This is a genomic window from uncultured Kluyvera sp., assembly GCF_902485085.1.
Classification (GTDB): Bacteria; Pseudomonadota; Gammaproteobacteria; order Enterobacterales; family Enterobacteriaceae; genus Kluyvera; species Kluyvera ascorbata.
Window position 1 is genome coordinate 88,773 of record NZ_CABTJS010000014.1, and the last position, 13,222, is coordinate 101,994.

The 13,222-nt window shown below is 56.5% G+C and carries 13 protein-coding genes and 1 tRNA gene; 4 read left to right on the plus strand and 10 right to left on the minus strand.

Annotated features, from left to right (window positions below; all coding sequences use genetic code 11):
• Positions 1-5: 5 nt before the first annotated feature.
• Positions 6-563, plus strand: coding sequence for a sigma-70 family RNA polymerase sigma factor (locus tag RDN66_RS02865; RefSeq protein ID WP_202216716.1), 558 nt, complete (start codon positions 6-8; stop codon positions 561-563).
• The gene (locus RDN66_RS02870; protein WP_202216715.1) at positions 550-1,179 is read left to right on the plus strand and encodes an NrsF family protein; all 630 of its coding nucleotides are present in this window, start codon (positions 550-552) and stop codon (positions 1,177-1,179) included. The genes RDN66_RS02865 and RDN66_RS02870 overlap by 14 nt, the downstream gene beginning before the upstream one ends.
• Positions 1,180-1,373: 194 nt before the next feature.
• On the opposite strand, the gene RDN66_RS02875 is transcribed toward RDN66_RS02870, so the two are convergent.
• The 3 genes from RDN66_RS02875 to RDN66_RS02885 are packed head-to-tail and all read right to left on the minus strand — an operon-like array spanning position 1,374 to position 3,887.
• Positions 1,374-2,186, minus strand: coding sequence for a MetQ/NlpA family ABC transporter substrate-binding protein (locus tag RDN66_RS02875; protein WP_039077131.1), 813 nt, complete (start codon positions 2,184-2,186; stop codon positions 1,374-1,376).
• Positions 2,187-2,206: 20 nt separating this feature from the next.
• Complete coding sequence (locus RDN66_RS02880) at positions 2,207-2,875, minus strand: methionine ABC transporter permease (RefSeq protein ID WP_123651164.1); 669 nt, start codon at positions 2,873-2,875, stop codon at positions 2,207-2,209.
• Positions 2,868-3,887: a methionine ABC transporter ATP-binding protein gene (locus tag RDN66_RS02885; protein WP_123651163.1), complete on the minus strand. Its 1,020-nt coding sequence runs from the start codon at positions 3,885-3,887 to the stop codon at positions 2,868-2,870. The genes RDN66_RS02880 and RDN66_RS02885 overlap by 8 nt, the downstream gene beginning before the upstream one ends.
• A 395-nt stretch (positions 3,888-4,282) precedes the next feature.
• On the opposite strand from RDN66_RS02885, the gene RDN66_RS02890 reads away from it, so the two are divergent.
• Together RDN66_RS02890 and RDN66_RS02895 are read left to right on the plus strand one after the other, a co-directional pair.
• Complete coding sequence (locus RDN66_RS02890) at positions 4,283-5,653, plus strand: pyridoxal-phosphate dependent enzyme (RefSeq protein ID WP_202216714.1); 1,371 nt, start codon at positions 4,283-4,285, stop codon at positions 5,651-5,653.
• A gap of 10 nt (positions 5,654-5,663) precedes the next feature.
• Entirely contained in the window at positions 5,664-6,806 is a 1,143-nt protein-coding gene (locus RDN66_RS02895; protein WP_202216713.1) for a PLP-dependent aspartate aminotransferase family protein, read from the plus strand.
• Positions 6,807-6,906: 100 nt separating this feature from the next.
• On the opposite strand, the gene RDN66_RS02900 is transcribed toward RDN66_RS02895, so the two are convergent.
• The 7 genes from RDN66_RS02900 to aspA all read right to left on the minus strand — a co-directional run bounded on the left by RDN66_RS02900 (position 6,907) and on the right by aspA (position 13,018).
• On the minus strand, positions 6,907-7,083 hold the full coding sequence (locus RDN66_RS02900; protein WP_202216712.1) for a hypothetical protein: 177 nt from the start codon (positions 7,081-7,083) through the stop codon (positions 6,907-6,909).
• Between the two features lie 165 nt (positions 7,084-7,248).
• A tRNA-Phe gene (locus RDN66_RS02905) sits at positions 7,249-7,324 on the minus strand.
• Between the two features lie 128 nt (positions 7,325-7,452).
• A complete protein-coding gene (locus RDN66_RS02910) occupies positions 7,453-8,028 on the minus strand; it encodes a transcriptional regulator (RefSeq protein WP_035894241.1) in 576 nt (191 codons plus the stop codon).
• Positions 8,029-8,070: 42 nt separating this feature from the next.
• Complete coding sequence (locus RDN66_RS02915; RefSeq protein WP_308537536.1) at positions 8,071-9,765, minus strand: protein-disulfide reductase DsbD; 1,695 nt, start codon at positions 9,763-9,765, stop codon at positions 8,071-8,073.
• Positions 9,741-10,064, minus strand: coding sequence for a divalent cation tolerance protein CutA (cutA, locus tag RDN66_RS02920; RefSeq protein ID WP_308537537.1), 324 nt, complete (start codon positions 10,062-10,064; stop codon positions 9,741-9,743). Before cutA ends, RDN66_RS02915 begins: the two co-directional genes overlap by 25 nt.
• A 105-nt stretch (positions 10,065-10,169) precedes the next feature.
• Positions 10,170-11,471, minus strand: coding sequence for an anaerobic C4-dicarboxylate transporter (locus RDN66_RS02925; protein ID WP_035894238.1), 1,302 nt, complete (start codon positions 11,469-11,471; stop codon positions 10,170-10,172).
• A 110-nt stretch (positions 11,472-11,581) separates the two neighbouring features.
• Positions 11,582-13,018, minus strand: coding sequence for an aspartate ammonia-lyase (gene aspA, locus RDN66_RS02930; protein WP_035894237.1), 1,437 nt, complete (start codon positions 13,016-13,018; stop codon positions 11,582-11,584).
• Positions 13,019-13,222: the final 204 nt, after the last annotated feature.

Below are 13,222 nucleotides of genomic sequence, written 5' to 3' on the forward strand. Positions count from 1 at the left end.
GGAATATGGATAACGGTTTAGCGCCGCGTGAAGCATGGCCTGCGCTGATGGCAAGCGCGCAGGTGGGGGATCGCGATGCCTATACCCAACTGCTGCGGGCCATCGTGCCGGTGATTCGGGCGATGGTCCGCAAGCAGATTGCCGACAGCGTGCTGGTTGACGATGTTATCCAGGACGTGCTGCTGGCTGTCCATCGGGTGCGCCACACCTACGATCCCGCCTGTCCGTTTTTACCGTGGCTGATGGCCATCACTCAGGCCCGCACCGTTGACGCGCTGCGTAAACGCGGTCGCCACTGGCTACGTGAAGCCGATGAGGAAGAGGTCGTTGAGCCCGCCGCTGAACACATCCCGGAAGAGGATGAACGAGAAGCAACGCTGGCGCTAATCCTCGACCAGCTCCCCTCGCGCCAGCGGCAGATTGTGGAGCATATCCACCTGCAGGAGATGAGCCTCGCCGAGGCCGCCGCCCGCCATAATTTAAGCGTTTCGGCGGTGAAATCACTATTACACAGAGCACTAACCAACCTTCGCCGGATGGGAGCGAACCATGACCGATCATGATCTTTTTATTGCGAAGCTCAGCCGCGACGCCGGGCCGATACGCCGCCCCTGGGCCAGCAACCGACGGGTCGCCGCCTGGCTGCTGATGGCGCTGCCGTGCGGCTGGCTTAGTAGCCTGGTGTTTCACCGGGTAGCGACGGACTGGACGCAAGCCGGCGCGTTGCTGGCAGTACTGCAACTGACCGTGGCCTTTGTGATGGGCATACTAGCGATACGCAACGCCTTCCTGCTGAGCATCGCCGGGCGTAAACCGCTGGGCTGGCGCTGGTTTGTGCCGCTAATTGCGCTCTGGCTCGGCGGCGTTATCTTCAGCCTCGGGACGACACACGCCCCGGAAAGCCATCCCGACGAAGTGAACTGCTACGCGTTTATGATGGCGGTGAGCACGCCGATGATGGCCATTATGATGGGCTACCTGCGCCGGACCCGGGCGCTGTACCCGCTGCGCACGCTGGCGACGTCAGGGGTGGGAATCGCCTGTATGGCGCTGACGATGCTGTCGTTTTGCCACCCGGTGGAGGTGCATCCGCTGGATTTTCTGCTGCATATGGCGGCGGGAGTGACGATTGTGCTGGTGATGATGGCGGTAGGGTGGCGGTGGGTGAGGATTGGGTGATTCGCGCTGTGGCATTGCCGGATGGCGCTGCGCTTATCTGTCCTTCATCTGGACGTAGCTCGTCCGAGACGCAACGCGCCGACGCCGGGTCTGCCCGATAATTACGCCTCTGTGGTGGCCTATTGCGGGGATGAATATCATGCTGCTGTGGGGCAGTGCGACAGGCTAACCCGTCGCACCAGGACAGCAGAAAATCAGTTGTTTACCGGAATAACAGCACCTTTATATTTAGTGCGGATCCAGTCCTGAATCTCTTTAGAGTGCAGTACGTTCACCAGCGCGACGATATCTTTTTTCTTCTCATCGCCACGATGTACGGTAATGATGTTGGCGTACGGGTTGTTCTCACCGCTCTCAACTGCGATCGGATCGTGTACTGGGTCAAGACCCGCGTCGATGGCGTAGTTGGCATTGATCACCACCGCATCACCTTCGTCGTTGTTATACATCTGCGGCAGCAGCGCTGCTTCTACGTTTGGCTGGAACTGCAACTTTTTCGGGTTCTCAACGATATCGCTGATACGTGCAGAAACTTTATCCACGCCCGGTTTCAGCTTGATCACTCCCTCTTTTTCAAAGATAGAGAGAATACGGCCTTCTTCGGATACCGCGTCACGCATAATGATTTTGCCACCCTGCGGCAGGTCTTTCAGCGACTTGTATTTTTTGGAGTAAATACCAATCGGCTCAATGTGGATTGCGCCAGCGCTGACGAAATCATAGGTTTTGTCGCCCGCGTGGTCTTTCAGTACGCTGTTAAGGTACGGGATGTGCTGGAAATAGTTGGCGTCGATTTCACGGCCAGCCAGTGCGGTGTTCGGCAGGATGTAGTCCTGAAACGGTTTGATCTCCAGATCGATCCCCTGTTTTGCCAGAATCGGTTTCGCCTGCTCCAGAATTTCAGCATGCGGTACGTTGGACGCGCCCACGGTCAGCTTGTCAGCCCAGGAGGAAAAGCTCATCGCACCTAAAGTCATGGCGGCAATCAGTGTCAGTGTTTTTTTCATGATATGGTTCCCTAATTTTATTAGCGTTTATCTAACAGAGAAGTAATTGCGTCGCCAAAGAACTGGATGATGAAGACAATGATCAAAATGGTCGCTGTCGCCACCAGCGTGACGTCGCCGTGGTTGCGCTGGAATCCTTCCAGATAAGCCAGATTTCCTAAGCCGCCCGCACCGATAACTCCGGCCATGGCGCTGTAACTCACCAGAGCAATCAGCGTCACCGTGATTCCGGAAACCAGTGCAGGTGATGATTCAGGCAGTAGTACCCGAAAAATCAGTGTACTAAGACGCGCGCCCATTGAGCGGGTCGCCTCGATTACCCCTTTGTCCACCTCACGCAGAGCAATCTCCACCAGGCGGGCATAAAACGGCGCAGCCCCAACAATCAGCGCCGGCAGTGCGGCATTCGCCCCGAGGATGGTGCCGACAATTGTTTTGGTGAACGGAATCAGCAGAACAATCAGGATGATGAACGGGATCGAGCGGAACACGTTCACCACAATCGAAATCACGCTATAGAGCGCGCGGTTTTGAAATAACCCGCCACGGGCAGTCAAAAACAGCGCCAGCCCCAGAATGATCCCTAATACAAAAGTTGCCGCGCCGGAGAGCGCCGTCATGTACAGCGTCTCCTGCGTTGCCGCCCATAACTGGGCCAGTTTCAGATGCGGAAATAATGTCTCAAGCATGTTTAATCACCTCGCCTTCAATATCGCTATGGCGTAAATCCGCGAGGATATTGTTCACTTGTTCCTCTGTGGCCACGACGTGCACCCACAGTTGACCAAACACGCCGTGGGCGGTTTGCGTCATTTTTCCATGCAAAATATTGAACGGCAGTCCGTAGCGCAGCGTCATTTCACCCACCACCGGCTGATGCGTGTTATGCCCGGTGAAGGTCAGTTTGATCACGGTGCCGTCGAGATCTGCGTTCAGATCAGGGTTAAATTCCTCTTCCTGATACTGACCAATCTGGCGAACAAACTGGCGCGTGATCGGCTGCTGTGGGTGCGTGAAGACGCTGATAACATCGCCTTCTTCCACCACGCTGCCGTTTTCCATTACCGCCACGCGGTCACAGATTTTGCGTACCACATGCATTTCATGGGTGATCAGCACGATCGTCAGTTTGAAACGACGGTTAATATCCAACAGCAGATCGAGGATCTGATCGGTTGTTTGCGGATCCAACGCAGACGTCGCTTCATCGCACAGCAGCACATCCGGGTTATTCGCCAGCGCACGGGCAATCCCCACGCGCTGTTTCTGCCCGCCGCTCAGCTGCGACGGATAAGCCCCTTCGCGGCCTTTCAGCCCGACCAGATCGATCAGTTCCGCCACGCGAGTTTTGATTTTCGCTTTTGGCGCACCGGCGATCTGCATGGAAAAGGCGATGTTTTCTGCCACCGTACGCGACCACAACAGGTTGAAGTGCTGGAAGACCATGCTGATTTTCAGCCGGGCCTGGCGCAGTTGCTCGCCCTTTGCCGCCGAGATGTCCTGACCGTTTATCACAACGCTGCCGGAGGTCGGTTTTTCCAGACCGTTCAGCAGACGAATCAGCGTACTTTTCCCGGCGCCGCTGTAGCCAATAATCCCGTAAATTTGCCCCTGCTCAACCGACAGATTGACGCTGTCCACGGCGGTAATCGACGCCTTTCCCTGGTCGAAAATCTTAGAAATATTCCTGAGAATGATCATTGCATTACTTATCCGTTTGGCGGTTTAGCAGTATGGAAGTCCAAAAGATAATAATCAGTCATGAATATAATTCAAATAACTAAATAGACATTAGATATAACTTCTGGCACTAAGTAGCGCCCCGTCACACTGTTTTGCCTAATGACTTAATTCAGCAATGGTTATCTGCGAGATGCATAAACCACAGACAGACTTCCGGTAAAATGGCTAAAAACACAGCAAAAATGCCAAATTACGGCAATCAACACTTCCGGACGGCTAAGCGCCTTTCCCTCCTGATGTCTAAATAGCAGTTCATATTTCTTTTCGTTCTAATTGCTGGATAAACGTTCTTTAAACAGGCAAATTGACAGACCTATCATCCGCTCATCACGTTTATCTGTGGGTGATTAACCATGTCAGTGTTGCATTCGATTAGTGAACTTATCGGCCAGACGCCGCTTCTCCAACTGCATAAACTGGAGACCGGCCCCTGCAGCCTGTTCTTAAAACTGGAAAACCAGAACCCGGGTGGTTCCATCAAAGACCGCGTTGCGCTGTCGATGATTACCGAAGCCGAACGGCTGGGCCATTTACAGCCAGGCGGGACCATCATAGAGGCGACCGCGGGCAATACCGGCCTTGGGCTGGCGCTGATTGCCGCGCAAAAAGGCTACGCTTTGATTCTGGTGGTGCCGGACAAAATGAGCCGGGAGAAGATTTTCCACCTGCGGGCGCTGGGGGCAAAAGTGGTGCTAACGCGCTCAGACGTCAACAAAGGTCACCCGGCCTATTATCAGGATTATGCTCATCGCCTGGCGCAGGAGACGCCGGGGGCGTTTTACATCGACCAGTTTAATAACGAGGCCAATCCGCTGGCGCACTTTAGTACCACCGCGCCGGAAATTTACGCCCAGCTTGACGGCGATATCGACGCGATTGTGGTCGGTGTCGGTTCCGGCGGGACGCTGGGGGGATTGCAGGCGTGGTTTGCCGAACACTCGCCGAAAACCGAATTTATCCTTGCCGACCCGGCCGGTTCGATTCTTGCCGATCAGGTTGAAACCGGACAGTACGGCGAGCCGGGCTCCTGGCTAGTCGAAGGGATCGGTGAGGATTTTATCCCGCCGCTGGCCCATATCGACGGCGTTCATACGGCCTATCGCGTGAGCGATGCCGAGGCGTTTGCCACCGCCCGCGCCTTGCTACAAACCGAAGGGGTGCTGGCCGGTTCGTCCACCGGGACACTGCTCAGTGCCGCATTGCGTTACTGCCAGACGCAGACCACCGCTAAACGCGTGGTGACGCTCGCCTGCGATAGCGGCAACAAATACCTCTCCAAAATGTTCAACGATGACTGGATGCGTCAGCAGGGATTATTAAGCCGCCCGACGCGCGGCGATCTGACCGATTTCATTGCCCTACGCCACGACGAAGGGGCCACCGTCACCGCAGCCCCGGATGACACCCTCGCCGCCGTGCTGGCGCGTATGCGGCTGTACGACTTCTCGCAGTTGCCGGTGCTGGAAAACGGCCACGTAGTCGGCATCGTCGATGAGTGGGACCTGATAAGCCACGTGCAGGGCGATAGCGCGCGTTTTTCATCACCGGTGAAAGAGGCGATGACCCGCAACGTGGAAACCCTTGACAAGCACGCGTCGGAAAGCGACCTGAGAGCCATTTTTGACCGGGGCCTGGTGGCAGTGATTACGGACAACAACCGCTTTCTTGGCCTGATTACACGCAGCGATGTGCTGACCACCTGGCGTAACCGACTGGAACAATAAAGGAGTACTTATGAAAACGTTGAATACTTTGAGCGTGCACAGCGGCACCTTCACCGACCAGCACGGCGCGGTGATGCCACCGATTTACGCCACATCCACCTTTGCGCAGCCTGCCCCTGGTCAGCATTCCGGCTATGAATATTCCCGCAGCGGAAATCCGACCCGCCATGCGCTGGAAACGGCGATTGCGGAACTCGAAGGAGGCACACGCGGCTACGCCTTTGCCTCCGGACTGGCGGCCATCTCTACGGTGCTGGAGCTGCTTGATAAAGACAGCCATATCGTTGCGGTGGATGATGTTTACGGCGGCACGTATCGCCTGATTGAAAATGTTCGCAAGCGCAGTACTGGCCTACGGGTGAGCTGGGTGAAGCCCGACGACCTGGCGGGGCTGGAAGCGGCCATTCATCCAGATACGCGTATGATCTGGGTTGAGACGCCGACCAACCCGCTGCTTAAGCTGGCGGATCTGGAGGCGATCGCGGCGATCGCGCAGCGGCACAAGGTCCTGAGCGTGGCGGATAACACCTTTGCCTCGCCGGTTATCCATCGCCCGATTGAGCTCGGTTTCGATATCGTAGTGCACTCCGCCACCAAATATCTGAACGGCCACTCTGACGTAGTGGCCGGGCTGGCGGTGGTGGGCGATAACCCCGCGCTGGCGGAAAAACTGGCCTATTTGCATAACGCCGTGGGCGGCGTGCTCGATCCGTTCAGCAGTTTCCTGACGCTGCGCGGGATCCGCACGCTGTCATTGCGCCTTGAGCGCCACAGCAGTAACGCACTGGCGCTGGCCCAGTGGCTGGAGCAGCAGCCGCGGGTGGAAAAAGTGTGGTACCCATGGCTGCCGTCGCACCCGCATCATGCGCTGGCGCGTAAGCAGATGGCGCTGCCCGGCGGGATGATTTCAGTGGTAGTGAAAGGCGACGACCACTACGCGGCGCAGGTTATTAGCAAGCTGAAACTATTTACGCTGGCTGAGAGTCTGGGCGGTGTGGAAAGTCTGGTGAGCCAACCCTATAGCATGACGCACGCCTCAATCCCGCTGGAGCAACGGCTGGCGAACGGCATTACGCCGCAGCTAATTAGGCTGTCGGTGGGAATTGAAGCCTCGGACGATTTGATTGCCGACTGGCAACAGGCGCTGGCATAACGGCATTGATCTTCCCCGGTGGCGCTGCGAAGACCGGGCCTTAGGTTTAGCGCTTATCAATACCGTTGAGGATATCCAGCACATCGGCGGAACTGGTTGATTAATTTGCCGCTGAATTGAAAGCTTCGCGCTGGATACGAACCGCTGTGGGCGTTGAAACGAAGGGGGTTATTCTTGTCTCTGATGCAGCCAAAGTAAAAAGGCCGAAAGGGTAAATGAGTTTGTAAGGTTTATCGAGCGATTTGGCGTTGCGGATGGCGGCATCAGTCAGAGACATGGTGGGGGGCTCCGTAGTTTATCGAACCGGCAGGCCCTCAATTAAGCCACCAGAAACTACGGATATAAAAAAATCTAGCAGCACCTTTCGGTGTTCCAGATTTTCATCAACCTACTGATTTTTCTATGTTCCCGGACGTATAGTGACGTCCCAAAACAAAAATAGTGGTGCCCGGACTCGGAATCGAACCAAGGACACGGGGATTTTCAATCCCCTGCTCTACCGACTGAGCTATCCGGGCAACGAGGCGCATTAAACCGTAGTCGCCCCCGCGCGTCAACCAAAATCACCGAAAAGCCGTTCAACTGCTTACTATTGCGGCAATCTACGTGTTTCTCTTCCTTTTTCAGGCTACTGCGCGGCTGGGGCTTAGGTCAGCGCGCCGTTCTGGCGGCACTGGGCAAAGCGCAGAATGTCTTCGGCGAGACGTTGCGCGGTGTCCACGTCGGCCTGGCTGCGGCTGACCAGCATGCGGCTGAGGCAGCCTTCCAGCACCAGCTGCATCTGTTTGGCGACCATCGCCGGGTCGTCCACTTCCAGTTGGGTCAGCAGTTCGTGGCTATAGTCATAGGCGGCCTGCTTTTGCTGCGCGGCGAGCTGATGAATCGGGTGGTCAGCTTCCGGGTAGAAGGTGCAGGCGGCGATAAACAGGCAGCCGGGGTAGCGGTTTTTGGTCACGCAGTCGGTTAGCGCGCTGTAGCGGGCCAGCAGTTTTTGCTCGGGAGTCAGTTCTTCGTTGAGCATCAACTGGCGGCGCCAGGTCTCAACCTGCTGGCTCAGGTAGCGTAGCGCGTCATACAGTAGCGCTTCGCTGTCCGGCCAGAAACGGCGCAGTTCGTCCAGCGGGCGGTCTACGCGTTCGGCAACCATCTCCAGCGTGGTGCTCGCAATCCCTTCTTGCTCGAGGAGCTGTAGGGCTTCTCCTAGTACGTCTTCGCGTTGCACGTGTCTCTCCTCCGTTGACGGCTATCCGTCTAAAAGTGTTGTCTACGGTTGGCGATCGCGCAAATGTGCGCGGAACGCGGCGGCATCCTTAAAGCCGGTCACCCGTAGTGCGGGCTGCTCGTTGCCGTTCTCATCAAAGAAGAGAATGGTTGGCAGGCCCAGAACCTGTAAATGTTTTAGCAGCGCCACGTCCTGCGCGCTGTTGGCGGTGACGTCCGCCTGTAGCAGCACGGTGTTTTGCAGCGCCTGCTGTACCTGCGGGTCGCTAAAGGTGTACTTCTCAAACTCTTTGCAGGCCACGCACCAGTCGGCGTAAAGGTCGAGCATGACCGGCTTGCCCTGAGCGCTGGCCAGCGCGGCGTTCAGCGTCTCAACGCTGTTGATGCGGGTAAAGTTGAGGTGCGACTGGCTCTGCGCCACGGTAGTACCAAAGGCCCAATCCTGAAGCGGGCGTACGCTAATCAGCGCGGCGGCGAGCAGGAGTATTTGGCCGATGCGCTGCCACGGCTTTTTCAAACCAAGACTGGTGATAAACGCCCAGCCGAAGAATGCCACGCCGAGCATCGACCACAGTCGCAGCCCCCAGACGTCACCAATAATACGTTCCAGCAGGAACACCGGCAGAGCGAGGATCACAAAGCCAAACGCGGTTTTGACGTGCGCCATCCACGGCCCGCTTTTGGGCAGCAGGCGGTTGCCGAATACCGTCACCAGAATCAGCGGTAGACCCATCCCCAACGCGTAGAGGTACAGCGTTCCGCCGCCGAGCCACAGGTTACCGCTCTGGGCGATGTACAGCAGGATGGCGCTCAGCGGCGCGGTGGTACACGGCGAACAGATAAGCCCGGCAATCGCCCCCATCGCAAATACGCCGCCCATTGAGCCGCCCTGTTGGCGGTTGCTCATCAGGGTAAGGCGAGTTTGCAGCGACGATGGCAATTGCAGCGAGAAGGCACCAAACATCGACAGTGCCAGCAGGATAAACACCGCCGACAGGCCGATGAGCACGTACGGATGCTGGAGCGCTGCCTGGAACTGCATTCCGGCGGCGGCCACCACCAGGCCGAGCGCGGTGTAGGTCAGCGCCATGCCTTGCACGTAGATAAAGGCCAGCAGCAGCGCGCGGGCGGTGGAGAGGCGCTGTTTGCCGCCGAGGACGATGCCGGAGATCAGCGGATACATTGGCAGGACGCAGGGGGTGAAGGCGATGCCGATGCCGATGAGTAAGGCCCAGAGGGCGGAGAACGGTAAGTCCGCGCTGGGGTTGCCCCTCACCCCGGCCCTCTCCCCGGTGGGGAGAGGGGGAAGGGCTTTGACCGCGCTCAATGGTACAGTTTTGGTTTCCGGCGGGTAGCAGAAGCCCGCATCGGCGCAGCCCTGGTAGGTGACGGTAAGCATCGCACCTGCGTTGGCCTGGGTCAGCGTCACCGGTACGGTCAGGCTGTGGCGATAGATCTCGCTTTTGCCGTAGAACTCGTCGCTATGCCATTCGCCGTTGGGCAACTGGAGCGGAGCGATGCTGGCGTTAGCGGGGGTAACCTGAACCTGTTTGCGATACAGGTAGTAGCCGTCTTTCACCTGCCAGGTAAGTTTTACATCGTGCTGGTTTTGCTGAAAATCAAAGGCGAAAGCCTGGTCGGCAGGAACGAATTGCGAGCGGCCGGGCGCGTCGAACAGCCCGGCAAAGGCCGAGGTGCTGCACAGCAGCAGAATCAGCGTAAGTAAGCGTTGAGCCATGAGAGATAATCGGTATCTGCGTGAGTAACGGGTAAAACCAGAAGTTCGGGCGTTTGATACGGGTGGTGAGCCTTCAGACAGTCGAGCAGCGCCTGCTGGTGCGCGTGGTCGGTTTTCAGCAGCATCTGCACTTCATACTCCTGTTCGAGTTTCCCCTCCCAGTAGTAGAGCGATGTTGCGCCGGGCAGCAGCGTAGCGCAGGCCGCCAGCTTTTCTGCCAGCACTTTCGCCGCCAGGTCCTGGGCGGTGGCTTCATCAGGAGCAGTACAGAGAACCACAACAGCGTCGGGAGTACTCATTGCAAACCTCGTATCGATGAAAAGAGGCACTATAGCACGGCGGGTAATGGGGATTGAATGAATCGGGCCGCAGCGCGGCCCGACTTTAACGATTTTTACAGCGGATTAGAGCATCAGGCCGCCGAAGATAAAACCGAGGATCACGCACAGGGTAATGGCTATCACGCCCGGGATCAGGAAGGCGTGGTTAAACACGTATTTGCCGATGCGCGTAGAGCCGGTGTCATCCATCTCTACCGCGGCCAACAGCGTCGGGTAGGTTGGCAGCACGAACAGCGCAGAAACCGCCGCGAAGGAAGCAATCGCCGTCAGCGGGGTTACGCCGAGCATCAGCGCCGCAGGCATCAGCGCTTTGGTGGTTGCCGCCTGGGAGTAAAGCAGGGTTGCGGCAAAGAACAGCACCACCGCCAGCAGCCACGGGTAATTGTGCAGCAGGTCGCCCGCTACCGCCTGAATGTCGGTGATATGCGCTTTCACGAAGGTATCGCCCAGCCATGCAACGCCCAGCACGCATACGCAGGCGCTCATGCCGGACTTAAAGGTGCTGGCGTTGAGGATCTCGCCGGTATCGACTTTACAGGTGATACAAATCAGCGTGGCGATGGTCAGCATGAACACCACAATCGCTTCGTTACGCGGCAGTACCGGGTTCTGAATCAGCCCGACGGTGTCGCTGATGGCGGTGGCGTAGAACATCACCGCCACAATACCAATCAGGAACAGCAGGACGGAACGCTTCGCATGCGGCTTCAACTCAAACACTTTGCTACCGCGCAGGCGCACTTCACCTTTTGCTAGACGTTCCTGATACACCGGGTCGTCTTTCAGCTCGCAGCCGAGGAAGTTACAGACAACGGCAGTGAGCATAACGGCAATCAGCGTTACCGGAATACAGATAGCCAGCAGCGTCAGGTAGCTCACGCCCATCGGTTCCAGAATGCCGGCGAAGAACACCACCGCCGCGGAAATCGGCGAGGCGGTAATCGCAATCTGCGAGGCGACCACGGCAATAGAGAGCGGGCGAGAAGGGCGGATCCCCTGCTCTTTGGCGACTTCAGTGATGACCGGCAGCGTGGAGAACGCGGTGTGCCCAGTGCCCGCCAGAATGGTCATAAACCAGGTGACCAGCGGCGCTAAGAAGGTGATGTATTTGGGGTGACGGCGGAGCAGTCGCTCGGCCAGACTGACGAGATAATCCATCCCTCCCGCAATCTGCATCGCGGCAATGGCAGCGATAACCGCCATGATGATTTCAATAACGTCAAAGGGTATCGCACCGGGTTTAATTTGAAAGATGAGCGTCAGTACCAGCACGCCGAAACCGCCAGCGAAACCAATGCCGATACCGCCAAGTCTTGCCCCCAGATAAATGGCAAGAAGCACAATGACCAGTTCTGCTCCAAACATAATAGCCTTCCTTGTTTAACAAGTTGATATATAATTGTTGTGTTTTCGTGAATTATAGAAACAAAAAAGGCATGTCATCATGACATGCCTCAGTTTATTAGTCAGAAAGACTACTGTTCGCTTTCATCGGTATATCGCTTCGCTTTATAGGCCGGATGCATCAGGTTTTGCGGGGAGAAGATATCGTCCAGCTCCGCCTCCGTCAGCAGTCCGCGCTCCAGCACCACTTCACGTACGCTCTTACCGGTTTCGGCACAAATTTTACCGACAATGTCGCCGTTGTGGTGGCCGATGAACGGGTTGAGGTAGGTGACGATACCAATCGAGTTATAGACGTAGCTTTCGCACACTTCTTTGTTCGCGGTAATCCCGTCGATGCATTTTTCCAGCAGGTTGTAGCAGGCGTTGGTCAGGATGTGGATAGACTCAAACAACGCCTGGCCAATCACTGGCTCCATCACGTTCAGCTGCAGCTGACCGGCTTCAGATGCCATGGTGACGGTGGTGTCGTTGCCGATAACCTTGAAGCACACCTGGTTCACCACTTCTGGCACCACCGGGTTAACTTTGGCTGGCATGATGGACGAGCCCGCCTGCAGCTCCGGCAGGTTGATTTCGTTCAGGCCAGCGCGCGGGCCGGAGGAGAGCAGGCGAAGGTCGTTACAGATCTTCGACATTTTCACCGCCAGGCGTTTCAGCGAGCTGTGTACCATCACGTACGCGCCGCAGTCGGAGGTTGCTTCGATCAGGTCTTCCGCCGGGACAACCGCCAGATTACTGACTTCTGCCAGCTTCTGTACCGCCAGCTGTTGATAGCCGTCAGGCGTGTTCAGGCGAGTACCGATAGCGGTCGCGCCGAGGTTCACTTCCAGCAGCAGTTCTGCGGTGCGCAGCAGGTTTTTGGTCTCTTCGGTCAGCAGCACGTTGAACGCGTGGAACTCCTGGCCCAGGGTCATCGGTACCGCGTCCTGCAGCTGGGTACGGCCCATTTTCAGGATGTCCTGGAATTCCGCCGCTTTGCGCTGGAAGCCTTCGCCCAGCTGATTAATCGCATCAATCAGCTTCAGAATAGAGGTGTACACCGCGATGCGGAAACCGGTTGGGTAGGCGTCGTTGGTGGACTGGCATTTGTTGACGTGGTCGTTCGGGTTCAGGTACTGGTATTCCCCTTTCTGGTGGCCCATCAGCTCCAGGCCGATGTTTGCCAGTACCTCGTTGGTGTTCATGTTAACGGAGGTGCCTGCACCGCCCTGGTAAACGTCTACCGGGAACTGGTCCATGCATTTGCCGTTATTCAGGACTTCATCACAGGCAGCAATAATGGCATTCGCCACGCCTTTAGGGATCGTTTGCAGTTCTTTGTTCGCCAGGGCCGCTGCTTTTTTCACCATCACCATCCCACGAACAAATTCCGGGATGTCGCTGATTTTGCTGTTGCTGATGTAAAAGTTTTCAATCGCTCTCAGAGTATGAACGCCGTAATAAGCGTCAGCCGGAACTTCCCTGGTACCCAACAGATCTTCTTCGATACGAATGTTGTTTAGCATGTGAACCTTCTATTTGCGAGCTGCCAATGATTTCACTAAATACGCATAATCTGAATGGTTATGCGTTTTCTGACCGCAGATTATTTCCTTAATCGGCCCGGTGTCCATGATCATATGCTGATAATAGCGGATTGCAGTAATCTGGATCACTTATTATCAGACGGAACAGATAAGAATTATTGATTTGTGAAATGAGTCACCGCT

Coding starts and splice junctions, on each gene's coding strand:
- RDN66_RS02865 (WP_202216716.1), top strand. CDS start 6: ATGGATAACGGTTTAGCGCCGCGTGAAGCATGGCCTGCGCTGATGGCA.
- RDN66_RS02870 (WP_202216715.1), top strand. CDS start 550: ATGACCGATCATGATCTTTTTATTGCGAAGCTCAGCCGCGACGCCGGG.
- RDN66_RS02875 (WP_039077131.1), bottom strand. CDS start 2,186: ATGAAAAAAACACTGACACTGATTGCCGCCATGACTTTAGGTGCGATG.
- RDN66_RS02880 (WP_123651164.1), bottom strand. CDS start 2,875: ATGCTTGAGACATTATTTCCGCATCTGAAACTGGCCCAGTTATGGGCG.
- RDN66_RS02885 (WP_123651163.1), bottom strand. CDS start 3,887: ATGATCATTCTCAGGAATATTTCTAAGATTTTCGACCAGGGAAAGGCG.
- RDN66_RS02890 (WP_202216714.1), top strand. CDS start 4,283: ATGTCAGTGTTGCATTCGATTAGTGAACTTATCGGCCAGACGCCGCTT.
- RDN66_RS02895 (WP_202216713.1), top strand. CDS start 5,664: ATGAAAACGTTGAATACTTTGAGCGTGCACAGCGGCACCTTCACCGAC.
- RDN66_RS02900 (WP_202216712.1), bottom strand. CDS start 7,083: ATGTCTCTGACTGATGCCGCCATCCGCAACGCCAAATCGCTCGATAAA.
- RDN66_RS02915 (WP_308537536.1), bottom strand. CDS start 9,765: ATGGCTCAACGCTTACTTACGCTGATTCTGCTGCTGTGCAGCACCTCG.
- cutA (WP_308537537.1), bottom strand. CDS start 10,064: ATGAGTACTCCCGACGCTGTTGTGGTTCTCTGTACTGCTCCTGATGAA.
- RDN66_RS02925 (WP_035894238.1), bottom strand. CDS start 11,471: ATGTTTGGAGCAGAACTGGTCATTGTGCTTCTTGCCATTTATCTGGGG.
- aspA (WP_035894237.1), bottom strand. CDS start 13,018: ATGCTAAACAACATTCGTATCGAAGAAGATCTGTTGGGTACCAGGGAA.